The sequence below is a fragment of the Pseudomonas sp. TE6283 genome (assembly GCF_054060555.1).
This window is the reverse complement of record NZ_JBSSDH010000001.1, coordinates 450,937-473,308: the sequence shown is the minus strand read 5'-3', so window position 1 is coordinate 473,308 and position 22,372 is coordinate 450,937. Positions and strand designations below refer to the sequence as shown.

The following is a 22,372-nucleotide window of genomic DNA, read 5'->3' as shown; positions in this document are numbered from 1 at the left end:
TGGAGTCCGCCTCAGAAGCGGTAGTCGACCGTGGCGAAATACGAGCGCGGCGCGCCCAGCAGCCATTGCTCGCCGCTGAAGCTGGACTGGGCGTACTGGCGGTCGAACAGGTTGTTGAACTGCAGGCCCAGGCGCACATCGGGCAGCACCTGCCAGCCCAGGTTGGCATCGACCACCGTGTAGCCCGGCACGCGCTGGTCGTTGGCCGCGCTGGCATAGCGCTCATCCACATAGCGAAGGCCGATACCGGCATCCATGGCCTGGCCGAAGCCCTTGCTCAGCCACAGGTTGGCGGTGCGTCGCGGCACGTCCTGCGGACGGTTGCCGGCGCGGTCGTGGACCGTGCCGTTGTCGCCTTCCTCGAGAAAATCATCGTACTTGGCCCGCACCAAAGCGGCATTGGCCGAGAGCTGCCACTGGTTGCCCAGCGCCAGTTCCAGGCTGGCCTCCAGGCCGTCGGAGGTCTGCTGGCCGGCCTGCTGGCTGTCGTGGGTGAGCGGGTTGTACACCGGCAGCTTCTTCTTGACGATGTGATAGGCCGCCAGCGTCCACTCGCCACGGGTATCCCAGAAACGTTGCTTGAGGCCTACCTCGGCCTGCTTCGCTTCGGTCAGTTCCAGGCGCTTGTCCGGGCGCTGGGTGAGCAGGTCGCCGACGCCGTCCTCGCTGGTCGAAAACTGCCCATATAGCGACAGGTCGTCGGTAACAGCGAACACCAGGCCGGCGCGCCAGTTGCCGCCCTGCAGGCTGCGATCGCTGCGGCTGTTGTTGGCCAGGTCGTCGCGGTCGATGTGATTCTGGTCGCGGCGAATGCCGGTGACCAGTGCGAGGCGGTCGGTCAGCTGGGTGCGGTTTTCGGCGAACAGGGCGAAGGTGTCGACCTTGGACAGCGTTTGTGCGCGGGTTGGGCTGAGGCTATGGAAGCCGCCCGGAGCCGGATGCCATGGGTCGAGCGGGTCGCTGCTGCCATCGCTGTAGGGCGAGTTGCTGTCGACGTTGAAACGGATCCGGTTGTACTCGGCGCCGACCACGGTCTTGCTGTCCAGGCCGAACAGGCCATGGTCGAAGGTGAAGCTCTGGCGATCGCCGAGTTGCTCCTGGTTATGGCGAATCTCGAGGAAGCTGCCGCGCTGGATCACGCCGTTGGCGGCGTCCCAGGTGTAGGACTCGGCATTGCGCCACTGGCGGCGGCTCTTGATGTAGTACAGCTGGTTGCTGGCACTGACGCGGTCGCTGAGGGTCCAGTCGGTGGTCAGGCGCGTCCACTCGTCGTGGTAGCGCTGCTCGTCGTTGCTGACGTTGTAGTTCTTGCGGCGCACGCTGCTGCGCAGGTGCCCGTCGATCAGCGGGGTGCCGTAGTAGTTGGCCGGTTGCGCATCGCCACGTTCGTGGGCGAGGGTAAAACTCAGGTCGTCGCTGGCATCGAAGCGCAGGGCGGCGCTCAGGGCCAGGCTGCGCGAGTCGGTGCGGTCGACCCAGCCGTTGCCAGCCTGCTGGTTGAGGGTCACGCGGTAGCTCAGGCGCTCGCTCAGGCTGCCGCCGCTGTCCAGGCCCAGCTGCTGGCGGTCCCAGGAGCCGTAGCCCAGACGCAGGTGGTTGCGGATCTCGCCAGCGAACGGCTGCTTCGGTACCACGTTGACCACCGCGCCGGTGGCGCCTTCGCCGTACAGCACCGAGGCGGGGCCGCGGATCACGTCGATGCGCTCGACCATCCACGGATCGACCGGGAAGGTCAGGGTGCCGGCACCGGCGTACAGGCGTGAGCCGTCGAACAGGGTCATCACCGAACTCTGCCCGGTGAAGCCGCGGGCCGACAGGCCGGTGCCGCCGTCGCCCGGCGTGCCGATGAAGGTAAGGCCCGGCGAGCGGGTCACGGCGTCCTGCACGGTGAGGTTGTTGCGCTGCTGGATCTGCGCCTCGGTCAGGCTGCTGGTGCTGGCCGGGGTGTCCAGGGCGCTGAGGTTCAGGCGTGAACCGGTCGGGGTCGGGGTGGCCAGGTCGATGGCCTGTGGCTCGCGGGTGTCGGTGATTGCCGTGGAGGGCAGGGTGAAGGGCGTTACTTCATGATCGTCGGCCAGCGCCGGCAGGGACACGGCCAGGCAGGCCGCCAGGGTGTGAAGCTTGTTGAATCGGGACATGTCGTTCCACTGCTGCAGGAAGGAATGGATCCCGGTGGAAAACACGCAACGGTCAAGCGCACGCAGGCGCGCACGCGGATACCGGCCTGCGCCCGCCCACCGCGGGTTGCCAAGTAGCGCCTCAGGCCGGTCTCCGGGCTTGCGAGGGGCATGAAGCCTTCACCTTCCCATGCGTGCGCACAGTGGTCTGTCGAAGGATTCACTCGCTTACCGTTGCGGGGGCAGCGCCGGACTTGTCGTGACAACGACGCACCGGCTTCCCGTTTCACCCTGCGCACGGCGGCGCAGGACACCTGAAACTGGCGCGCATCTGACCATTGAACGGGCAGTGAGTCAATCGTTCGAGTGGGTGGGGAAACTGTGACGGACAGGGCGGTTTAGAGCGGTTTGCCAAATTTTTTCGAACTTTTGCCAAGCCCTTTGTCTCGAACCGGTCGTTCGCCATTCATTCACGTCATGGAGACTTTTGCGAATGTCTACCCGTAACCTGCTGCGCCACGCCTGCCTGCTTGCCCTGCTCGGTGCCCCTCTGGCTGCCACGGCGGCACCGAGTACCGACCCGCTGTTCACCCTCGGCTTGCTGGGGTCCTACGACAAGTTCAAGTTCGAGGGAGGAAGCGAATCGGACAAGGAACACATGGGCCAGGGCGGTGTGTTCGCCACGTTCGGCAACAAGATGACCGCCGAATCCGGGTTCATCTACCAGATCGGTGCCGAGGCCAAGTATGGCAAGAAGAACGACAACAAGCTCAAGGAAGCCCAGGCCGATCTCGACCTGGGCTGGCGCGCCGCACTGGATGCGCGCAACTTCGTCGACCTGACGGTGGGCGGCGGTTACAGCTGGACCCGCTTCGAGCCCGAGATCAACGATCTTGATACACGGCTGACCTACAAGTCGCCGTTCGCCAAGGCAGCGCTGGGCTACAACCACCAGTTCGACGCGTCGACCCTGCGCGTGGAGGTGGGCGCGCGCCACACCATTGATGGCCGCGCACGGCTCAAAGTCGATGATTTCGGCAGCGACAGCGTCGACATGAAGGACCGCACCAATCCGTATGCGGAGATCACGCTGCTGATGAACCAGCAGGGCGGCATGCCGGTGCAGGTGGGGGCGTACTACACCCGTACCGAATACAAGCTGGACGAGGATACGCCGGTGGCCGACAACACCAAGCTCAAGCGCGACGAGTTTGGCGTGAAGGTGGGGTTGGCGTTCTGATCGGTTGAACCTGCGCTGATTCCGTCGCGGGGCAGGCCCGCGATGGATTCAGCTGCCTCTTATCGCCCGCGCCGGCGCGACACCCGCGCCTCGATGTTCTTGCGCCCGATCAGCAGCGCCGGTTTTTCCACGACCGGCTCATCGGCCAGCCACTTGTACATCACCAGGCAGTCCACCAGGCCCAGCTCGGCATGACGGTACGCCTTGGGCAGGCGCCCGACGGTCTCGAAGCCGAGCTTGTGCCAAAGCGCCACGGCCACCTCGTTGCTCGCCACCACCGAGTTGAACTGCAAGGCCAGGAAACCCTCCTGGCGCGCCAGCTTCTGCGAGTGCTCGCACATCAGCCTGGCCACGCCCCGGCCACGGGCCTGTTCGCAGACCATGTAGCCGCAGTTGCCGACATGTCCCCCGGGGCCGGCGGAATTGGCCTTGAGGAAATAGGAGCCAAGCAGCACGCCGTCTTCTTCGGCCACCAGTGTGCGCAGCGGGGTTTCCAGCCACAGCCGGCGCGCCTGGGCGAAATCCAGGGCAGGGTCGAAGGCGTAGGTCTGGCGGGCCTGGACGATGGCCTGGAAGGTCGGCCAGAAGCGCTCGAAGTCTTCCGGGGTCATGGGGCGGATCTGGATCATGGTGGTTCCTGCACGGGCTGAGGCGCCAAGTCTGGGTGTCGCGGCGCCCGCGCGCAAGGGCGCCGGCGCCGCACCCTGCTCAGGCGTCGGCCTTGCCCACGGCGTCCAGCGCCCTGGCCGAGTAGACCAGCGCGGCGCCGGCATTCATCGCCACCGCCACGCCGAGGGCTTCGGCAATCTCTTCGCGGGTGGCGCCGTGCTTGACCGCCTGCTGCGAATGCACGGCGATGCAGCCGTCGCAGCGCGTGGTGACCGCCACGGCCAGGGAGATCAGCTCGCGGGTCTTGGCGTCCAGGTGGTTGGTCTTGGCCCCGGCGCCGCTGGCGGTCATGTAGCCGGCCACGGTATCGGGAGAGAGTTGCTTGAGATCGCCGATGCCGGCCATCAACTGCTTACGGTAGGCGTCCCAGTCCATCATGCTCATCGTCTTCACCTTGTCAGGTTGGCAACAGGAGCTATCAGGCTAGTCGATGTTTGGCGGGGGGATGAGGCGTAGGTGATCTTGGTAGAAGCGGCCTTGCGGTTGTTTCGCGACCCAAGGCCGCTCCCACAGGGGCGTGGGGCGGCCGATAGACAGTGGCAGGTCAGATATAGATGAACACCAGCACCAGCGCCGCGACCACCGCCCACTTCTCCAGGTAGTAGCGGGTGCGGTTGCGTTTCTTCATCGCCTTGCCGCGCTCGCGGATCTTGTAGATGCGGGTGAACAGGCGATTGATGCCGCCGGTCTTGTCGCTGGCATCGTTGGGCGCGGCGGCGGCGGCCATGACGTTACGGCTGAACCAGCGGTTGAACGCCGCGGCCCAGCGGTACTTGAGCGGGCGCTCGACGTCGCAGAACAGGATGATGCGGTTGTGCTCGGTGGTGTTGGCCGCGTAGTGGATGTAGGTCTCGTCGAACACCACGCCCTCGCCGTCACGCCAGGAGTACTTCTCGCCGTCCACGTCGATGTAGCAGCCATCGTCGTTGGGCGTGTCCAGGCCCAGGTGGTAGCGGTAGGAGCCGGCGTACGGGTCGCGGTGGCGCACCAGCTTGGCGCCCGGCGGCAGGGTGGCGAACATCGCCGCCTTGACCGTGCCGATGCCGGCGAGCAGCTCGGTGGTGCGCGGGCACAGGGTCATCGCCGAGGGGTGGCTCTCGCCGTACCACTTCAGGTAGAAGCGCTTCCAGCCGGTCTTGAAGAACGAGTTGAAACCGACGTCGTCATAATTGTCGGACTTCTTGATCTCGCCGGCCTGCAGCAGCTGCTGGCCTTCCTTGCGGATTTCCTGCCAGTGGTCCTGCAGCACCTGCAACTCGGGGAAGGCGCTGACCGGCAGGTACGGCTTGGCCGGATGCTTGGAGAACAGGTACAGGAAGGCGTTGACCGGAGCCAGGAAGCTGGAGTGGTCGCCCAGCTGGCGTGTCAGCTTGTGGCGAACCCGACCGCGCAGGTGAACATAGGCGATCGAGAGGACGAAGATCAGTACGAGTGCAATTTTCATGGACGATTACTTGTCGAAAAATGGCCATGCGCCATGGCGTAAGCCCGCCAGCATAAACAATCGTGGCGTGGGTTTGTACTTATTGTTACGTCTTGTCTGGCCGACTTAGGTGCAATGGCTGACAGGTTGCGCAAACGATTCAACAGCTTATGTAGCTGTTTTGCGTGGGCAGAACGCTACACTCGATGACGCGAACCGTTACCAGGGAGACTCCAATGGTCCAGGATCCGCGCCCCAGCGGCGCGCCGTTCAAACGGTTGTTCTTCGCCTTGCCGGTCAGCGACGAACAATGCCGTGCCCTGGCGCAGTGGCGTCGAGGGCTGAACCTGCGCAGCGGCAAACCGGTGCCAGCGGAGAATTTCCACGTCACCTTGCTGTTTCTCGGTGACGTGGATGCCGAGCAGGTGCCGGCAATCTGCGCGGCGGTCGATCAGCTCAGGCGGCCGGTCGCACCGCCACGCTTGCTGCTCGACCGCCTGCAGGTCTGGTCGCGGGCCAGTGCACTGGTGCTGGAGGCGCAACAGGCGCCTGCGGCGCTGCTGCAACTGGTGTATGGCCTGCAGCAGGCACTGTTGCCCCTGGGTGTGGAGGTGGCAAACCGTGAGTACCGCCCGCACCTGACCCTGGCCAGGGACTTTCGCGGCCAGCCGCCGGAGGCCGGCACGGCGCCGGAATTCTTCCTTGCCGCGCGGCACTTCACGCTCTACGAATCGCGCAAGGGCCGTTACTGGCCCTTGGCGCAATGGCCGTTGAACGCGTGAGCGGCGATCAGAACTCAGGCGTGTACTTGACCGAGAACATCAGGTTGCGCGGCTCACCGTAGTTGTTGCTGCCATTGAGCTGGTTGAAGCCTGCCCGGTGGCATATCAGGCCGCAGCTTCCTGGCCTTCGAACAGGGTCAATCCCAGTTGGCGGGCTTGCGGCAGGAGGCTGGCGGGGGCTACGCCTTCACTGTCGGTGAATAGGGTCGAACTGATGACCCGGGCGCCACAGTAATCGAAGATGCCATGTTCGATCTGCACGCGCATGGCCTCGCCGTAGCCATGGCGCTCGAAGGTGCCGGCATCGGCGCCGGCCACGCCGACCAGGTGCGCGGTCATCCCGTGCAGCAGCTTGGTGGTGCTGCCGTCGGCGGCCTGGTCGAAGGCCCAGCCGTTGCTGAACACCCGCTCGACCCAACCCTTGAGCAGGGCGGGCAGCGACCACCAGTAGATGGGGTAGACCATGACCACGGTGTCGGCACGTTCAATGCGCGCCTGTTCTGCCAGTACATCGGCCGGTGGCTGGCCTAGGCGCCGGTGCACGGCGTGGTCGGCCAGGCCGAAACGTGGGTCGAAGCCTTCACGGGCCAGGTCGGCCAACTCGCTGGTATGGCCGGCGGCGCGCAGGCCCTCGGCCACTTGCTGGGCGAGGGCGTGGGTGAGGGAGTCGGGATCGTGGTGACCGATGACGATCAGGGCATGCATGGTGGAATCTCCAGAATCAGGATGCAGGGACACCGGGAGCGTTATATACTCGAGGTAAGTTACGTTTAGTAAGTTACTTTTGGTAGGTAATCGATGTCAAGCGAGGAAAAGTCCGCGCCGCGCAAACGCCTGTCCCGCGAGGAGCGCCGGCGTCAATTGCTGGACGTGGCCTGGCGGCTGGTACGCGAGGAGGGCACCGATGCCCTGAGCCTGGGACGCCTGGCCGAGCAGGCCGGGGTGACCAAGCCGGTGGTGTACGACCATTTCGAGACCCGCAACGGCTTGTTGCTGGCGCTGTATCAGGAATACGACGCCCGTCAGACGGCCATGCTCGACAAGGCCCTGGCCGGCTGCCCGGCAGGCCTGCCGGAGCGGGCCTGGGTGATTGCCGAGGCCTATGTGGACTGTGTGGCGACCCAGGGCAGGGAGATCCCTGGGGTCAGCGCCGCGCTGGCCGGCTCGCCGGAACTGGAGGCGCTCAAACGCGGCTATGACGGGCCGTTCATGGACAAGTGCCGCGAGGCGCTATTGCCATTTGCGCCGGGTGGCGATATCGGCGTGGCCGGGCTGTGGGGGCTGATGGGGGCGGCGGACGCGTTGTCCCTGGCGGCGGCGGCCGAAGAACTGACGGCTGAAGCGGCCAAGCGCGAACTGCAGGCGACTATCGTGGCGATGGTTTTGCGCCAGTAATTTTGGGCGCTCCAATTCAAGGTTGCCGGGCACCAGATATCAACTCCTTGAAAGTGCTGGCTCCGACGGCTCCAGTCAGGCCGGCAGGCTCTGGTATGGCTGTTCCTCGCCCGGACTGCGGGCGAACTGGCGTTTGTACTCGCGGCTGAACTGCGAGGTGCTCTGATAACCCACCCGGTGCGCCACCTGGGCCACGCCCAGCCCTTCGCCGATCAGCATCTGCTGCGCCTTGAGCAGGCGCAGGCGCTTGAGGTACTGCATCGGTGCCAGGTCAGTGCAGCGCTTGAAGTGTTCGTGGAAGGTCGACACGCTCATGTTCGCCCGGCTGGCCAGCTCATCCACCCCTAGCGGCTCGGCGTAGTGCTCGCGCAGGTAGGCCAGGGCCGAGCCGATCCGGGCGAAATGCCCCTGCTGCTCGACCAGTGCCCGCAGCACGCTGGCCTGTGGCCCGCGCAAGGCGGTATAGAGCACTTCGCGTACCCGCGCCGGCCCCAGCACCTTGGCATCCAGCGGGTCCTGCAGGCACTGCAGCAGGCGCTCGACGCTGTCGCGCATGGCTGTGTCCAGCGCTGCCGAAGTCATCGATTGTGGCGTCTGTGCCTGCACCGCGGCATCCGGCCCCAGGTCCATGCTTTGCACCAGCTCGCCGAGCAGGGCACGGTCGATGTCCACCGCCACGCCGAGCAGCGGTGCCTGTGGCGTGGCGAAGGTCTCGCACATGAACGGCACCGACAGCGCCTGCACCAGGTAATGCCCGGCACCGTACTCCAGGGTGCGTGGGCCCAGGCGCGCCAGTTTGCTGCCCTGGGCGAGGATGATCAGGCTGGGTTCGTAGATCTGCGGGCTGCTGGCCACATAGTGGTCCCAGGTGAGGATCTGGACCTGGGGCAGGGCGGTGGGCACGAACCCCGGGCCTTTGGCGAGGGCGCGGATCAGCGAGCAGAGCGTGGCATTGGCATCCACATGGCGAGTCAGGTGCATGGTGAACCCGGGCAGAGAATCAGACACTGGCATCTTCGCAGATTAGCGGGGGCATGCCAGAGGTAGGCGACAAGGTCCGGAGAATCAGGCATGCATGCCGGAGAATCGGCTGTGGGCGAGTCTGGTAGCGGCGCGCAGAATGCGCCGCCTGAATCGTTTCACTCGCACGAGGTACCCCATGTACACCGCCATCGGTTACGCCGCCCAATCTCCCACCAGCCCCCTGGCCCCCATGACCTTCCAGCGCCGCAGCCCGCGGCCCGACGATGTGGTCATCGAGATCCTCTACTGTGGTGTGTGCCACTCCGATCTCCACCAGGCCCGTAACGAATGGGGCATCGCCGTGTACCCGCTGATGCCGGGCCACGAGATCGTCGGTCGGGTCAGCGCGGTGGGCGCACAGGTCAGCCGTTACCAGGTCGGCGATCTGGTCGGCGTCGGTTGCATGGTCGACTCCTGCCGCCATTGCGAGGCCTGTCGCCAGGACGTCGAGCAGTATTGCCTGGAAGGCCCGACCATGACCTATGCCACCCCCGACCGGGTCGACGGCAGCAATACGATGGGCGGCTATTCCAACAGCATCGTGGTCAGCGAGCATTTCGTCCTGCGCATTCCCGAGGGCATGGACCTGGCCAGCGCGGCGCCGATCCTGTGCGCCGGCATCACCACCTATTCGCCCCTCAAGCATCACGGCGTAGGCCCTGGGCACAAGGTGGGCGTGCTGGGCATGGGCGGCCTGGGCCACATGGGCATCAAGCTGGCCAAGGCCCTGGGCGCGCAAGTGACCCTGTTCACCCGCTCCGCAGCCAAGGCCGAGGAAGCCCGTCGCCAGGGCGCCGATCATGTGATCGTCTCCACTGATGCCGAACAGATGCGCAGCGCGGCGGGCCGCTTCGATTTCCTGCTCGACACCATACCGGTACAGCACGACCTCAACCCCTACCTGCAAACCCTGAAGTTCGATGGCGTGCATATCCTGGTCGGGCTGATCGAACCGATTGACCCGCCGGTGCATGCGGCCAACCTGGTGATGCAGCGTCGGATACTCGCCGGCTCCCTGATCGGTGGTATTGCCGAAACCCAAGAGGTGCTCGACTTCTGCGCCGAGCATGGAATCAGCTGCGATATCGAAATGCTCGACATCCGCAACATCAACCAGGCGTACGAGCGGATGATTGCCGGCGACGTGAAGTACCGCTTCGTCATCGACATGGCCACGCTCAAGGCCTGATCCTGCCGTGGAGCGGGCTTACCCTTCGATGCCTTGCGCTACCTGAGAGGCGCAGCATATCCCTGGCGCAGGTCCACGGCCCAGCCATCGAGTACGGCCTTGACGTTGTCGGCGGTCATCACCTGTCGGTCGTTAGCCAGCGGCACGCCAGTACCCGCGAGCATCGCCTCGCCCACCACCTTGCCGCTGGTGCCGGCCTCGAACGACAGCTCGCTGGTGATCGCGCTGTCCCGGTCGCGAATACCCGCGGCGCTGCTCACCCCGGCCGCGACCAGTGTGATCGGCAGCCACTCGTAGAGCCGCAGGCCTTGGGTGTCGGCGCTGATGCGGGTGATGGCCGGCCTGACCACCAGGGTGTTCGGGCCGGGCCTGTCGACCACGGTCATGACCTTGCCCAGTTCGTTGCGCAGTACCGCGTCGTAGTAGTGGGTGATGCTGGCGAGGGTGGTCTGGGGAATGCGCGTGCTTGGCTCGGGTGTCGGGTAGAACCGGCTGGGTGCCAGGTACACCTCGATATAGCGGCCCCGTGGCCATTTCGGGTCGGCCCAGCTGAGCACCGTCCCGCCTGAAGGTGCCTGGTGCGGGGTGAGCAGGCCGTAGTCCTTGAGATAACCGGTGGGGGCCGGCTTGTTGCTGCCACACGCGGACAGTCCCAGGCTGGTCGTCAGCACCAGTACCAGAAGGTGACGCCGACTCATGGGTGGCGAACCTCGCGCCGGGCCGGGTGGGCCGCTTGCAGGTGGGGTACATCCTGCGATGTCTGGATACGCAACTGCCCGCGCGCCATCAGCCAGTGCACGAGGTCACGGACGGGAACGGTGTGGCTGTACTCGACCCATTCGCCAAAAGTCGGCTCATAGTGTTCGAAATACCGGCGCAGGGTGACGTAGCCCTGTTCGCTTGCCAGGTCCAGGCTTTCCTGCTGCACGATCAGGGAACCCGTTTGTCCGCGCTGGGTGTTGCGCTGACTGAGGATCAGGGATGCGCGGCCCTCATGCCCATCGGTGCTGTTGCGGCTGTCGACTATCTTCATGGGGAACCCTCGGTAGTGGAAGGCCGGCAGGGTGAAGGGCCATCGTTGCCAGCTGATGTCTGCTTTGTGTCGGGTATGACGAAATGTTGCGCGATTGAAATAAATGACCCGCGTGGCGCAATGGTTTTAGATACGCCTTTTTTCGGACCGGTATGACCGTGAGCAGACTGTTGATCGTCGATGACGACGTGGAAATCCTCGCCTTGCTGAAGCAGTTCTTCGTCCAGCACGGCTACCAGGTGGACCTGGCCGCCGAGGGGCAGGCGATGTGGGCGGCCATCGCGCGGCAACGCCCGGATGCGATCATCCTCGACCTGATGCTGCCCGGCGAAGGGGGGCTGGACCTGTGCCAGAAACTGCGCGCGCAGCTTGGGGTGCCGGTCATCATGCTCACTGCCATGGCCGAGCTGAGCGACCGCATCATCGGCCTGGAACTGGGCGCCGACGACTACCTGACCAAACCCTTCGACCCTCGCGAACTGCTGGCCCGCCTGCGTGCCGTGCAACGCCGTGTCGGCGAGCAACTGCCGCGCGGCGAGGCGGCGCGGCCGGTGATCGGCTTTGCCGGCTGGCGCCTGGACATCACCTGCCGCGAGCTGCGCTCGCCCGAGCAGGTGATGGTGCCGCTGTCCGGCGCCGAGTTCGACCTGCTGGTGGTGTTTCTCGAACACCCGCAGCGTATTCTCACCCGCGAGCAGTTGATCGACCTGACCCGCGGCCACGGCCATGATGCTTTCGACCGCAGTATCGATGTGCAGGTCAGCCGGCTGCGGCGCAAGATCGAGCCTGACAGCAAGCGCCCGGACCTGATCCGCACGGTGCGCAATGGCGGCTACCTGTTCAGCGCCAAGGTGAGCCGTTCGTGATCCGCCGCCTGCTGGGCCGCGATACCTTGCGCAAGCGCATCGCCCTGACCATCTTCACCGCGCTGCTCGCTTCGCTGGCGTTCAATGCCCTGTTCGTCCAGCTTGCCGGCAGCTGGGCACGTCCGCCCATCGACCGTACCGGCCTGCTCGATCAGATCGCCGTGACTACCCATATGATCGAGACCGCGCCGCCCGCGCTACGTGGGCAACTGGCCGAGGCGGCGAGTACGCCGACGCTACGGGTAAGGTGGAGTACCCGGCGCGCAGCGTTCGGCTTGCCCGGCCCGGGCGTGCCGCTCAACTCCGGACAGGTACCGGCGATGGCCCAACTGCTGGGCCCTTCACGCCCGCTCGAGGTATACAACCCCGGCGACTGGCCTGATGGCAGTGCCGACGCGCACTATGTGGCGCTGGTCGGATTGGAGGATGGCAGCTGGCTGTTGTTCGTGCCGCCAGAGCGCAGCTGGGGCATGAGCGCGCCGGCGCGTCTGGCGGTGGTCATCGGCCTGGGCCTGGTGGCGACCCTGCTGGTGGCCTGGCTTGCCACTCGCCAGTTGGCCGCGCCGTTGCAACGCTTCGCCAGTGCGGCGCGGCGCTTTGGCGGCGACCTGCAGGCGCCGCCTATCGCTATCGAGGGCCCCGAGGAGATCCGCCAGGCGATCATCGCCTTCAACACCATGCAGGCACAGATCCAGCACTTCATCCGTGAGCGCACCCATATGCTCGCGGCCATCTCCCATGACCTGCGCGCTCCGTTGACGCGCATGCGCCTGCGCAGCGAGTTCATGGAGGATCTGGACCACCAGCGCAAGCTGGTCCGCGATGTCGACGAGATGCAGACGATGATCAACGAGGCCCTGGCGTTCTTCCGCGAGGGCACGCAGATGGAGCAGCGCACGGCGTATGACCTGTCGGAGCTGTTGCAGACCCTGGTCGACGACTACCGTGACCAGCATCTGGACATCGCCTTCAAGGGCCCGGCACACCTGGTGCATGACGGCCGCCCATTGGCGACCAAGCGGGTGATCGTCAACCTGGTGGAAAACGCCATGAAGTATGCCCGCGATCCGCAGATAACGCTGCGTCGCGCCGCTCACCTGATCGTCATCGAGGTTCGCGACAGTGGCCCAGGTATTCCCGACGAGGCCCTGCAGCAGGTGTTCGAGCCGTTCTACCGGCTGGAGGGCTCGCGCAACCGAGACACCGGCGGCGTCGGCCTCGGCCTTTCGGCCGCCCGTGCCAGCGTGCGCGAGCAGGGCGGCGAACTGACCCTGCGCAATCGCGTTGGCGGTGGGCTGGTGGCGCGGGTCGAACTGCCCGATGGCGGCTGAGCGGGTCAGTACACCCAGACCTCGACCCGGCGGTTGCGCAATCGTCCCTGTTCCAGGTCATTGCCGGCCACCGGCAGTTCGTCGCCCATGCCCGCCACGTCCCTGACCTGCACTCCGGTCCGGGCCAGCTCCCGGCGTACCGCCATGGCCCGCAGGCGTGACAGCAGCGCGGCGCGGCCCGGCGTCTCCTTGGGGTCGCCGAAACCCACCAGCACCACCTTGCCCTGCAACTTGCCGGCCTGGCGCAGGTAATCGCCGACCCGCTGCACATCGCGCAAGGCCTTGTTGTCCAGGCCGGCGCTGCCCTCCTGGAAGCGGAAGTTCACGCTCAGGCGCTGCGCCTCGCCGGCCAACGCCCGGTAACGCGGCGGCATGTCGGTCTGGGCCGCGACCTGCTGTGGCTTGATCTGCTGGGAAACGAAGCCCTGCTCGGCGACGATGGCCTGGCCGGCGGGGCTCTGGGCGAACTCGGCGAGTGCCCTGGCTTGCGGCGCGGAGTGAGCGGGGAGGTAGAAGAACAGTCGACGCGACAATGGGTAGTCCTCGCTGGCCACCAAGGCACGGCTGGGCGCCAATGCCGGTGCGTCGCCTTCGGCCACTGCCAGCGCCTTGGCCCTGTGGACCGTGGCCAGGCCGCTGAAGCCGATGGCCTGGCGGTCGGCCGTGACTTGGGCCGCCAGTTCGTCGGCGGACTCGAAGCGCCGTGCCTCGCTGGCCAGTGTCGCTTTCTGAGGCGCGAGTACCAAGGCCTTGAACGTTTCGAAGGTGCCGGAGCGGTCATCGCGGGCATACAGGTGGATCGCTCCGCCAGGCACGCCCAGTTGCTCCCAGCGCTGCAACTGGCCGGAAAACACCTGGGCCAGTTGCTCGGTGGTCAGTTGGCTGAGCGGGTTGTCCGGGTGAACGATCACCGCCACGCCATCCAGGCCGATCACCTGTTCCGAGCCGGCGCCGCGCAGGTTGCCCAAGGCCTGTAACTGTTGCACCTCGCTGTCGCTGATCGGTCGCGAGGCCGCGGCCAAGTCAGCCTCACCCCGGGCCAGCGCGGCAAATCCGGTGCTGGTGCCGTGGGCGGCGATTTCTATGCGCACGGGCTGGCCGTTCGCATCAAGGGCGTGGATCTCGGTTTCGTTGGCCGTGGCACCGGGCCAACGCGCGATGGCACTTGCGCCCTGCGCCTGTAGCAGCCCCTGCACCAAGGCCGGGCCAAGGGCCGCACCGATGGTGTTGGAGCCCTGGATACGCAGTTGCGCGGGCCCGGCGCTAGCCAGGCACGGGAGCAGGCATAGCAGAAGGAGTAGCAGGCGGGGCATGCCGGAGACCTGTGGCACAGAGTTGCACTGCAGATTACGACAGTTGCTTGACCAAAAGATGACAGCGCCCCGGCAGGCGCTGCCAGCTTTTTGCAACCCGGCTCAGCGCGCCTCAGGCACGATGATACCGGTTGGTGCCTCGGCCGCCCGACGGCGGGCCACGCAGTAATACAGCACGCTCGGCACCACCAGGCCGATCAGCCACGACACATCCACGCCACCGAGGTGCGCGACCATGGGCCCGGTGTACAGCTTGGTGTCGATGAACGGCATCTGCACCAGCACGCCGAAGGTGTACACGCCGATGCCCGGCCAGTTCCAGCGCCCGTAGCGGCCATCAGGGTCTGCCAGCGCCGGGATGTCGTAGCGTTCCTTGGTGATGAAGTAGTAGTCCACCAGGTTCACCGCGCTCCACGGCACGAAGAAGGTCAGCAGGAACAGGATGAACGACTTGAACGCGCTGAGGAACGAATGCTGGCCGAGCAGGGCGACCAGGGTCGCAGCGCCGACGATGCCAAGCACGAACACCAGCCGCTGGACCCGACTGATCTGCAGGTGACCCCGGAAACCGCTGATGATCGTGGCGATGCACATGAAGCTGCCGTAGCTGTTGAGGGTGGAAATGGTCACCTTGCCGAAGGCGATGCTGAAGTACAGCAGCGCCGCCGTGGTGCCGGCGCCGCCCAGGCCGACGATGTAGGCCACCTCGCGCCCGGAGAACTGGCCACCGGCGATGGCCGCGGCGAACACGCCGAGGATCATCGAGGCCTGGGCGCCGATCACCGAGCCCAGGCCGGCGGCGAGGAAGGTCTTGAGCGGCGAGGTGTGGCTGGGCAGGTAGCGCGAGTAGTCGGCCACGTACGGGCCGAAGGCGATCTGCCAGGACGCCGCCAGCGACACCGCCAGCAGGAAGCTGGCCCAGCTGAAGTGGCGGTTGTCGAGCAACTGGCCGATGTCGGCGAGCATCAGGATGCGGCTGAACAGGTAGACGAAGGCGATGATCCCCAGCACGCTGGCCACGCGCCCGATCCAGTGGATCACCCGGTAGCCGGCCAGGGTCGCCAGCACGATCACCCCGGCGAAGATGAGGATGCCGGCGCTGTCGCTGATGCTCAGCAACTGGCCGATGGCCTGGCCGGACAGCACCGTGCCGGTGGCGGTGAAGCCCAGGTACATCAGGCACACCAGGGCCATGGGGATGGCCGCGCCGTACACGCCGAATTGCACCCGGCTGGAGATCATCTGCGGCAGCCCCAGGCGCGGCCCCTGGGCGGCGTGCAGGGCCATCACCGCGCCGCCGACCAGTTGCCCGAGCAGCAGGCCGATCAACGACCAGAACACATCGCCGCCCAGTACCACGGCCAGGGCGCCGGTGACGATCGCGGTGATCTGCAGGTTGGCTCCCAGCCACAGGGTGAATTGGCTGTAGACGCGTCCATGGCGTTCAGACTCGGGGATGTAGTCGATCGAGCGGCGCTCGATCACGGGTTTGCTGGACATCGGGAGGGCTCCGCTTCGTTGTTTTTGTGAAAGGCGGCGGCTATCGGCGGGACGCAGGGCGGATGGCCGAAGTCCGATATGAGCATGTATATACAAGTCTGGTCAAGTGAAGCTTGCGCAGGTTTTTGTCGGTGTCGCGAGGCCATCACAGCCGACTGTTGCGCAAGGCTGGCGCGCAACTGTGCTGGTCCGAGGCACCGAGATGCCCTTATGCTGTAACCAAATATGTCTATAACAAGCCTGAAGAAGGAATGCGTGCCATGCCACTCAAGGACCTGCTGATCGCCCTGGTGGTGATCATCGCCTGGGGCGTCAATTTCGTGGTCATCAAGGTGGGCCTCGACGGCCTGCCGCCGATGCTGCTCGGGGCATTGCGCTTTCTGCTGGTGGCCTTCCCGGCGGTGTTCCTGACCAAGCGTCCGAACCTGCCCTGGCGCTGGCTGATCGCCTACGGTGCGACCATCTCCCTGGGCCAGTTCGCCTTCCTGTTCCAGGCCATGGCCAGTGGCATGCCGCCGGGGCTGGCCTCGCTGGTGCTGCAGTCCCAGGCGTTCTTCACCCTGGGCTTTGCCGCGCTGTTCCTTGGCGAGCGGCTGCGCCTGGCCAGCGTGCTGGGCCTGCTGGTGGCCGCCGGCGGCCTGGCGGTGATCGGCAGCGAGGACAGTGGCCACGTGCCGTTGCTCGCACTGCTGCTGACCCTGTGCGGCGGCGCCATGTGGGGCATGGGCAACATCATCACCCGGCGCTTCGGCAAGGTCGACCTGGTTGCCCTGGTGATCTGGGGCGGGTTGATCCCGCCGCTGCCGTTCCTGGCACTGTCCTGGTGGCTGGAAGGGCCCGAGCGCATCGGCCATGCGCTGGCCAACATCGGCTTAAGCTCGGTGCTGGCCCTGGCCTACCTGGCCTTCGTCGCCACCATGGTCGGCTACAGCCTGTGGAGCACCCTGTTGTCGCGCCACCCGGCGGGCAAGGTGGCGCCATTCTCGCTGCTGGTGCCGGTGGTCGGCCTGAGCTCCTCGGCCCTGTTGCTGGGCGAGCGCCTGAGCGAGGCCCAGGGCTGGGGCGCGCTGCTGGTGATGCTCGGGCTGCTGATCAATGTGTTCGGGCCTCGCCTGGGGTTGCGTCTGCGCGCGGCTACCGCGCGCTGAAGTGCGATGCGCGCCGCGTTACATCAACAAGGCCGACCACGCGGACACCAGCAGCAGTCCGGCCAGGCCCTGGTTGAACACCCGCAGAGCCCGTGACGAGCGCAGCCAGCGGGCGCTGCCGATACCCATCAGCGCCCATGCGGTCATGCTCGGCAGGGCGGTCAGCAGGAACACCAGGCTCAACCACCACATCGGCAGTGCCGGGCCGGCGAACAGGCCGACCATCGCCACCGCCGTCACCCACACCTTGGGGTTGACCACCTGTAGGGTCGCCGCGCTCAGCGGGCCAAGGCCGCTGTCGCTATCGGCCTGCAGCGGCGCACCGGCGCTGCGCAGCATCTTCCAGGCCAACCAGCTGAGCCACAGGGCGCCCACCCAACTCATGGCCTGCTGCGCCAGCGGGTAGCGCAGCAGCAGCTCGCCCAGCCCCAGGCCCACCAGCAGCACCACTGCCGCCGCCGCGCAGCAGGCCGTCATGATCGGCGCCAGGCTGGCGCGCAGGCCGCGCCGGGCTCCGTGGGCGAGAATCAGCAGGTTGGTCGGCCCGGGGCTGATGCTTGCGGCCAGGGCGAACAGGATGAAAGGCAACAGCGTGTGTGACATGGTCAAGGCTCCGAGTGATCGAAGCGCCATGGTCGCGGCGGGCGTTGCTTCAGTCTGGAAGGTTTGAGCAGCGCTTGCGGTAGTCCGCCGGAGTCAGCTGGTAAGCGCGGCGGAACCAGCGGCCCAGGTGGCTCTGGTCGGCAAAGCCCAGGGACGTGGCGACGCTGGCCGGCGTTTCACCCTGGGCCAGCCGCCGCCGTGCACGGGCCAGGCGCAGTTGGATCAGGTAGGCATGCGGCGCCAGGCCGAAGGCCGCCTTGAACGCTCGGGTCAGGCGGAAGCGGTCGATAGCGCACACCTGCGCAAGCTCGACCAGGCCGATGTCCTGGTCCAGGTGCGCGTGCAGGTAATCCCGGGCGACCTGGGCGCACAGCGGCAGGCGCGGGTCGGGGTCCAGGCGCTTGCGCCAGTGCAGGTGACCGGTGAGGCAGGCCAGCAGGTCGTCCAGGGCGGTCTGGCGGATGATGCGCAGCTCGTTGTAATGCACCGTCTCGAAGGCCCGGGCGGTGGCGCCGGCCAGGCGCGGATCCTGGTGCAGCAGAGTGCCGAAGCTGGGCAGAGCGCCCGAAGGCGCTTGTTCGAACAGGGCGCGCAGCTCGGTTTCCAGCCAGTTGCCATCCAGGTACAGGGTTGAATAGGTAAAACCCTCCATGGTCGGCGCATGGCCGTCGTGCAGGTCGCCCGGCTCGAGCACGAACACCTGGCCGGGGGTGCTGTTATGGCGTTCGCGGCGGCAGTTGAACTGCTGTACGCCCTGTTCGGTCACCCCGACCAGGAAGCTGTCGTGCCAGTGCGGGTCGTAGGCATGGCCGGTGAAATGGGCACGGATCGACTCGATGCCGGTGTCGGCGTCCTGTCTGAGGTCGATCCAGTTGCTCATGGGCGCGGGCCGTGTGGGAGTCGGTAGACGACCTTAACGCACAAACGGCCCGGACGTTTAGAACGATTGTGCAGCCCTGTCAGCGTTGGGCGAACGCCAGGTTGATGCCAAGCCCGGCGAACGAGGCGGCGAAGCTGCGCCGTAGCCAGGCCTGTACCTGGGGCGAGTCGATCACGGCGCGGCGGAACAGATGGGCGAGCAGGCCGTAGATCACGAAGACGACGAAGGTCATGGCCATGAACACCGCGCTCAGACCGAGCATCTGCAAGGTCGCGGAACCGGCCTGGGGGCTGATGAACTGCGGTAGGAAGGCGAGGAAGAACAGCGTCAGCTTGGGGTTGAGGATGTTCAGCAGGCAGGCCTTGAGCACCAGCTGGCCGGCGGCGGTTGGAGTGGCCTGGGTGTCCACTGCGAAGGCCGCACGGTCGCGCCAGGTGGCATAGGCCAGGTACAGCAGGTAGGCGACGCCGGCGAACTTCAAGCCCTGGAAGGCCAGGGCGCTGGTGTGCAGCAAGGCCGAGAGGCCGAGCACCGAGGCCAGCAGGTGCGGGACGATACCCAGGGTGCAGCCGGTGGCGGTCCACAGGCAGGCGCGGCGCCCGGCCACCAGGGCGCTGGAAACGGTGAGAATGACCCCGCTGCCGGGAATCAGCACGATGATCAGCGCGGTAACGAGAAATTCCAGGCTCGGCATGAATGACAGCTCCTTGCAGTCGGGGGTGGATGCACTATACGCCCGGTGACAGCGGCTGCAACATGCCCTCCGGGCGCAGCGTGGCGAAGCGCTCGCGCAGCCACAGGTGCAGCTGGGCCACCGCCGGGGTGAGCTGCTTGCGGTGCGGGCACACCAGGGTCACCGGGGTCAGCTCGCCGGGATGTTCGGGCAGCAGGACCTCCAGCTCGCCGGCGGCGACATTGGCGCTGACATCCAGCCACGACTTGTAGACGATGCCTTCGCCTTCCAGCGCCCAGCGCCGGACCACATCGGCGTCGTCGCTGAACAGCGGCCCGCGCACCTGCACGGTGCGGTTGCCCAGCCGCCATTTGTCGTAGACCCGGCTTTGCTGCAGGTACAGCAGGCAGTCGTGCTGCTGCAGCTCGTCAGGGCTGCCCGGCCGGCCATGGCGGGCCAGGTAGTCGGGCGAGGCCACCAGCACCCGACGGTTCCACGGCGCCAGCGGCAGGGCGATGTAGTTGGCGTCCTCGTTCTGGCCGTAGCGGATGGCGACATCCACCGGATCGCGGTAGAGGTCGGCCAGCTGGTCGGAGAGGAACAAACGCAGGCCGAGCCCCGGATGCTCGCGGCGAAACGCGCTGAGCCAGGGTCGCAACAGGTTGCGCCCCATGTCCGAGGGCGCCGCCACCTGCAGCACGCCGCGCAGGCAGCTGTGGCTGCCGTGCAGGTCGTCGCGACCCTGGCGCAGGGCGTCGAGCACGCGCTGGGCGGTGGGCAGGTACAGCTCGCCCTCGGCGGTCAGGCGCAGGCTGCGAGTGGTGCGGGCGAACAGGCGCACATCCAGTTCGCGTTCCAGGCGCTTGATCGCCGCCGCCACCTGGCCGGGCAGCAGGTCGGCCTCGTGGGCCGCGGCGGTGAAGCTGCCCAGGGCGCTGGCACGGGCGAACAGTTCGAGGTCGTTGATGCGCAGCATTTTCACTCCAGGGATGAAAGTGTTGCTGCATTGTGCTGGTTTTTCTTTACCGCCGGGAAGATAAGATGCGGCTCATTCACGATCCCTTTTAGGAATTGCCGTAGATGGATACCGTTGCCCTCGCCAAACGCCGTTACACCACCAAAGCCTACGACGCCAGCCGCAAGATTCCCCAGGCCACCATCGATGCCTTGCTCGAGCAGCTGCGCCACAGCCCGTCCTCGGTCAACTCGCAGCCTTGGCACTTCGTCGTGGCCGACAGCGCCGAAGGCAAGGCGCGCCTGGCCAAGGCCACCGACGAGCGTTTCGCCTACAACAGCCCGAAGCTGCGCGATGCCTCCCATGTGATCGTGTTCGCCGCCCGCACCAACATGACCGAAGGCCACCTGCAGGCGGTGCTGGCGCAGGAGGCCGCCGACGGGCGCTTCCGCACCGAGCAGGCCCGTGATGGCCAGGACCAGACCCGTCGCGGCTACGTCGACCTGCACCGCTATGATTTCAAGGACCTGCAGCACTGGATGGAGAAGCAGGTCTACCTGGCCCTGGGCACCGCACTGCTGGGCGCCGCCGCCCACGGCCTGGACGCCACGCCGATCGAAGGCTTCGACGCCAAGGCCCTGGACGCCGAACTGGGTCTGCGCGAGCAGGGCTTCACCAGCGTAGTGCTGCTGAGCCTGGGCTATCGCAGCGAGGAGGATTTCAATGCCGGGCTGAGCAAGTCGCGGTTGTCGGCGGCTGAGGTATTTACCTTTCTGTGATTGTCGGCAGGTAAGCTTGCGCCCCGCAGTGGCTCTGCTGTTCCGGGGCCACGCGCAAAGGCTTACGCAACCCTCATGAGCCTAGGTGCCTTGCCGGTATGTTGGGACACAGCCAGTGGAAGCGCCGGGCAACTGCCAGGGCGCGAGGGCTGGGCGGTGTCACGGGGGTACCTGGGCATCACCGCGCTGAATGGCTGCTGGAAGGAACGCTGGTGCTGTGGTGCATCGCCTACACGGCGCGGTTCCCGGTCTCTCAGGTGCGGGTGATGCAGGCCGGGACCTTGATCGTGTTGGTGGCCATTCTGCCGATCGGTTGCTGACAGCGTGGGAGCGGGCGGGCCCCGCTCCCACGCTACAGGGTTCAGCGCGCCAGACGCCCGCTGACGAAGTGCGCCACGTCGTTGAATCCGGGCGTCGAGGCATGCCCTGGTGTCACCAGCGAGTCGATGAACGCTTCGTCCTCTGCCGTGATCTTCACCTCCAACGCGCCGGCATAGGTGTCCCACTGCGCTTCGGTGCGCGGCCCGACGATGGCCGAGCTGACCAGGCGGTTGTTCAGCACCCAGGCGATGGCGAACTCGACGATGCCCACGCCCTTGGCCTCGGTGTAGGCATGGATCTTCTGGGCGATGGCCAGCGACTCCTGGCGCCATTCCACCTCCATGATGCGCTTGTCCTGGCGACCGGCGCGGCTGCCTTGGTCCGGGGTCGAGCCGGGCGCGTACTTGCCGCTGAGCACGCCGCGGGCCAGCGGGCTGAACGGCACCACGCCCAGGCCATGGTAGGCGGCGGCGGTCAGTTGCTCGGGCTCGGCCTGGCGGTTGACGATGTTGTACAGCGGCTGGCTGACCACCGGCTTGGCCACGCCGAGCTTCTCTGCCAGGTTGCAGATCTCGGCGATGCGCCAGCCACGGAAGTTGGACACGCCCCAGTAGCGGATCTTGCCCTGGGCCAGCAGGTCGCCGATGGCGCGCACGGTCTCTTCCAGCGGTACGGTGTGATCCTCGCGGTGCAGGTAGTAAATGTCCAGGTAGTCGGTGCCCAGGCGTGTGAGGCTGGCCTCGATGGCGTTGAACAGGTGCTTGCGCGACAGGCCGCTGCGGTTGGGCACGCCATCGACCGGGCCGTAGCCAGCCTTGGAGGCGATGATCCAGTCGTGGCGGTTGCGCGCCACCGCCTCGCCGACGATCTCCTCGGAACGGCCGCCGTTGTAGACGTCGGCGGTGTCGACGAAATTGATGCCCTGGTCCCAGGCCTTGTCGATGATGCGCAGCGAGTCTTCGGTGCTGGTCTGCTCACCGAACATCATGCTGCCCAGGGTGAGGGCCGAGACGTGCAGGCCGGAGCGGCCGAGGGGGCGGTAGATCATTGCAGATAATCCTTTTCTGACGCCTTGAGAGGGGTTTCCCTCTTTTACACAGTTCCGCCTGGCATTGAAAGCGTGTGGCGGGCG

24 protein-coding genes and 1 riboswitch are annotated in these 22,372 nt (G+C 66.3%); of the genes, 9 read left to right on the top strand and 15 right to left on the bottom strand.

All coding sequences use genetic code 11. From position 1 onward, the window contains the following. Nucleotides 1-11: 11 nt before the first annotated feature. Nucleotides 12-2,138, bottom strand: a complete 2,127-nt coding sequence (locus ACVWZ5_RS02350; protein WP_062575704.1) for a TonB-dependent receptor — start codon at nt 2,136-2,138, stop codon at nt 12-14. Nucleotides 2,139-2,245: 107 nt separating this feature from the next. Further along, nucleotides 2,246-2,450, bottom strand: a riboswitch (cobalamin riboswitch). Nucleotides 2,451-2,610: 160 nt separating this feature from the next. Between ACVWZ5_RS02350 and ACVWZ5_RS02345 the strand changes: the two genes are divergently transcribed. Then, nucleotides 2,611-3,357 carry an outer membrane beta-barrel protein gene (locus tag ACVWZ5_RS02345; RefSeq protein ID WP_062573606.1) on the top strand — a complete coding sequence of 249 codons (747 nt, stop codon included), beginning with the start codon at nt 2,611-2,613 and terminating at the stop codon, nt 3,355-3,357. Nucleotides 3,358-3,416: 59 nt separating this feature from the next. Here the strand turns inward: ACVWZ5_RS02345 and ACVWZ5_RS02340 are convergent, their stop codons facing one another. The 3 genes from ACVWZ5_RS02340 to lpxO all read right to left on the bottom strand — a co-directional run bounded on the left by ACVWZ5_RS02340 (nt 3,417) and on the right by lpxO (nt 5,470). Next, complete coding sequence (locus ACVWZ5_RS02340) at nt 3,417-3,986, bottom strand: GNAT family N-acetyltransferase (protein WP_062573607.1); 570 nt, start codon at nt 3,984-3,986, stop codon at nt 3,417-3,419. A 79-nt stretch (nt 3,987-4,065) separates the two neighbouring features. Next, nucleotides 4,066-4,410 carry a carboxymuconolactone decarboxylase family protein gene (locus ACVWZ5_RS02335; protein WP_062359743.1) on the bottom strand — a complete coding sequence of 115 codons (345 nt, stop codon included), beginning with the start codon at nt 4,408-4,410 and terminating at the stop codon, nt 4,066-4,068. A gap of 160 nt (nt 4,411-4,570) precedes the next feature. Beyond that, nucleotides 4,571-5,470, bottom strand: coding sequence for a lipid A hydroxylase LpxO (gene lpxO, locus ACVWZ5_RS02330; RefSeq protein WP_028691801.1), 900 nt, complete (start codon nt 5,468-5,470; stop codon nt 4,571-4,573). 215 nt (nt 5,471-5,685) lie between these two features. Here lpxO and thpR point away from each other — a divergent pair, with 215 nt between their 5' ends. Next, complete coding sequence (gene thpR / locus ACVWZ5_RS02325; RefSeq protein WP_062573608.1) at nt 5,686-6,231, top strand: RNA 2',3'-cyclic phosphodiesterase; 546 nt, start codon at nt 5,686-5,688, stop codon at nt 6,229-6,231. Nucleotides 6,232-6,336: 105 nt separating this feature from the next. On the opposite strand, the gene ACVWZ5_RS02320 is transcribed toward thpR, so the two are convergent. Next, nucleotides 6,337-6,936, bottom strand: a complete 600-nt coding sequence (locus tag ACVWZ5_RS02320) for an NAD(P)H-dependent oxidoreductase (protein WP_096048118.1) — start codon at nt 6,934-6,936, stop codon at nt 6,337-6,339. A 93-nt stretch (nt 6,937-7,029) separates the two neighbouring features. Here ACVWZ5_RS02320 and ACVWZ5_RS02315 point away from each other — a divergent pair, with 93 nt between their 5' ends. Continuing rightward, the gene (locus ACVWZ5_RS02315) at nt 7,030-7,626 is read left to right on the top strand and encodes a TetR/AcrR family transcriptional regulator (protein ID WP_062573613.1); all 597 of its coding nucleotides are present in this window, start codon (nt 7,030-7,032) and stop codon (nt 7,624-7,626) included. Nucleotides 7,627-7,701: 75 nt separating this feature from the next. Here ACVWZ5_RS02315 and ACVWZ5_RS02310 read toward each other — a convergent pair whose 3' ends face one another. After that, nucleotides 7,702-8,607, bottom strand: a complete 906-nt coding sequence (locus tag ACVWZ5_RS02310; protein WP_062573614.1) for an AraC family transcriptional regulator — start codon at nt 8,605-8,607, stop codon at nt 7,702-7,704. A 178-nt stretch (nt 8,608-8,785) separates the two neighbouring features. Here ACVWZ5_RS02310 and ACVWZ5_RS02305 point away from each other — a divergent pair, with 178 nt between their 5' ends. Further along, entirely contained in the window at nt 8,786-9,838 is a 1,053-nt protein-coding gene (locus ACVWZ5_RS02305) for an NAD(P)-dependent alcohol dehydrogenase (RefSeq protein WP_186599487.1), read from the top strand. 38 nt (nt 9,839-9,876) lie between these two features. Here ACVWZ5_RS02305 and ACVWZ5_RS02300 read toward each other — a convergent pair whose 3' ends face one another. Both ACVWZ5_RS02300 and ACVWZ5_RS02295 read right to left on the bottom strand, forming a co-directional pair. Further along, nucleotides 9,877-10,536 carry a DUF3313 domain-containing protein gene (locus ACVWZ5_RS02300; RefSeq protein ID WP_084941534.1) on the bottom strand — a complete coding sequence of 220 codons (660 nt, stop codon included), beginning with the start codon at nt 10,534-10,536 and terminating at the stop codon, nt 9,877-9,879. Next, entirely contained in the window at nt 10,533-10,871 is a 339-nt protein-coding gene (locus ACVWZ5_RS02295; RefSeq protein ID WP_457340388.1) for a hypothetical protein, read from the bottom strand. The genes ACVWZ5_RS02300 and ACVWZ5_RS02295 overlap by 4 nt, the downstream gene beginning before the upstream one ends. A gap of 152 nt (nt 10,872-11,023) precedes the next feature. Between ACVWZ5_RS02295 and ACVWZ5_RS02290 the strand changes: the two genes are divergently transcribed. Both ACVWZ5_RS02290 and ACVWZ5_RS02285 read left to right on the top strand, forming a co-directional pair. Next, the gene (locus ACVWZ5_RS02290) at nt 11,024-11,737 is read left to right on the top strand and encodes a response regulator (RefSeq protein WP_457340387.1); all 714 of its coding nucleotides are present in this window, start codon (nt 11,024-11,026) and stop codon (nt 11,735-11,737) included. Then, nucleotides 11,734-13,068, top strand: coding sequence for an ATP-binding protein (locus ACVWZ5_RS02285; protein ID WP_062573619.1), 1,335 nt, complete (start codon nt 11,734-11,736; stop codon nt 13,066-13,068). Before ACVWZ5_RS02290 ends, ACVWZ5_RS02285 begins: the two co-directional genes overlap by 4 nt. A 5-nt stretch (nt 13,069-13,073) precedes the next feature. Here ACVWZ5_RS02285 and ACVWZ5_RS02280 read toward each other — a convergent pair whose 3' ends face one another. Further along, complete coding sequence (locus ACVWZ5_RS02280; RefSeq protein ID WP_457340386.1) at nt 13,074-14,381, bottom strand: phosphate ABC transporter substrate-binding/OmpA family protein; 1,308 nt, start codon at nt 14,379-14,381, stop codon at nt 13,074-13,076. A gap of 102 nt (nt 14,382-14,483) precedes the next feature. Next, nucleotides 14,484-15,881: a purine-cytosine permease family protein gene (locus tag ACVWZ5_RS02275; protein WP_062573621.1), complete on the bottom strand. Its 1,398-nt coding sequence runs from the start codon at nt 15,879-15,881 to the stop codon at nt 14,484-14,486. 260 nt (nt 15,882-16,141) lie between these two features. On the opposite strand from ACVWZ5_RS02275, the gene ACVWZ5_RS02270 reads away from it, so the two are divergent. Further along, nucleotides 16,142-17,029, top strand: coding sequence for an EamA family transporter (locus ACVWZ5_RS02270; protein WP_457340385.1), 888 nt, complete (start codon nt 16,142-16,144; stop codon nt 17,027-17,029). An 18-nt stretch (nt 17,030-17,047) separates the two neighbouring features. Here the strand turns inward: ACVWZ5_RS02270 and ACVWZ5_RS02265 are convergent, their stop codons facing one another. The 4 genes from ACVWZ5_RS02265 to ACVWZ5_RS02250 all read right to left on the bottom strand — a co-directional run bounded on the left by ACVWZ5_RS02265 (nt 17,048) and on the right by ACVWZ5_RS02250 (nt 20,161). Beyond that, nucleotides 17,048-17,632: a LysE family translocator gene (locus tag ACVWZ5_RS02265; protein ID WP_062573623.1), complete on the bottom strand. Its 585-nt coding sequence runs from the start codon at nt 17,630-17,632 to the stop codon at nt 17,048-17,050. A 49-nt stretch (nt 17,633-17,681) separates the two neighbouring features. Continuing rightward, nucleotides 17,682-18,512, bottom strand: coding sequence for an AraC family ligand binding domain-containing protein (locus ACVWZ5_RS02260; protein WP_457340384.1), 831 nt, complete (start codon nt 18,510-18,512; stop codon nt 17,682-17,684). 79 nt (nt 18,513-18,591) lie between these two features. Continuing rightward, nucleotides 18,592-19,206, bottom strand: coding sequence for a LysE family translocator (locus ACVWZ5_RS02255; protein WP_096048109.1), 615 nt, complete (start codon nt 19,204-19,206; stop codon nt 18,592-18,594). Between the two features lie 34 nt (nt 19,207-19,240). Next, complete coding sequence (locus ACVWZ5_RS02250) at nt 19,241-20,161, bottom strand: LysR substrate-binding domain-containing protein (RefSeq protein ID WP_435767783.1); 921 nt, start codon at nt 20,159-20,161, stop codon at nt 19,241-19,243. 104 nt (nt 20,162-20,265) lie between these two features. On the opposite strand from ACVWZ5_RS02250, the gene nfsB reads away from it, so the two are divergent. Together nfsB and ACVWZ5_RS02240 are read left to right on the top strand one after the other, a co-directional pair. Next, nucleotides 20,266-20,919, top strand: a complete 654-nt coding sequence (nfsB, locus tag ACVWZ5_RS02245) for an oxygen-insensitive NAD(P)H nitroreductase (RefSeq protein ID WP_084941525.1) — start codon at nt 20,266-20,268, stop codon at nt 20,917-20,919. A gap of 98 nt (nt 20,920-21,017) precedes the next feature. After that, nucleotides 21,018-21,239 (top strand): hypothetical protein, encoded by a 222-nt coding sequence (locus ACVWZ5_RS02240; protein ID WP_155721650.1) that lies wholly within the window; start codon nt 21,018-21,020, stop codon nt 21,237-21,239. Nucleotides 21,240-21,280: 41 nt separating this feature from the next. On the opposite strand, the gene ACVWZ5_RS02235 is transcribed toward ACVWZ5_RS02240, so the two are convergent. Beyond that, nucleotides 21,281-22,288, bottom strand: a complete 1,008-nt coding sequence (locus ACVWZ5_RS02235; protein WP_062573628.1) for an aldo/keto reductase — start codon at nt 22,286-22,288, stop codon at nt 21,281-21,283. Nucleotides 22,289-22,372 lie beyond the last annotated feature (84 nt).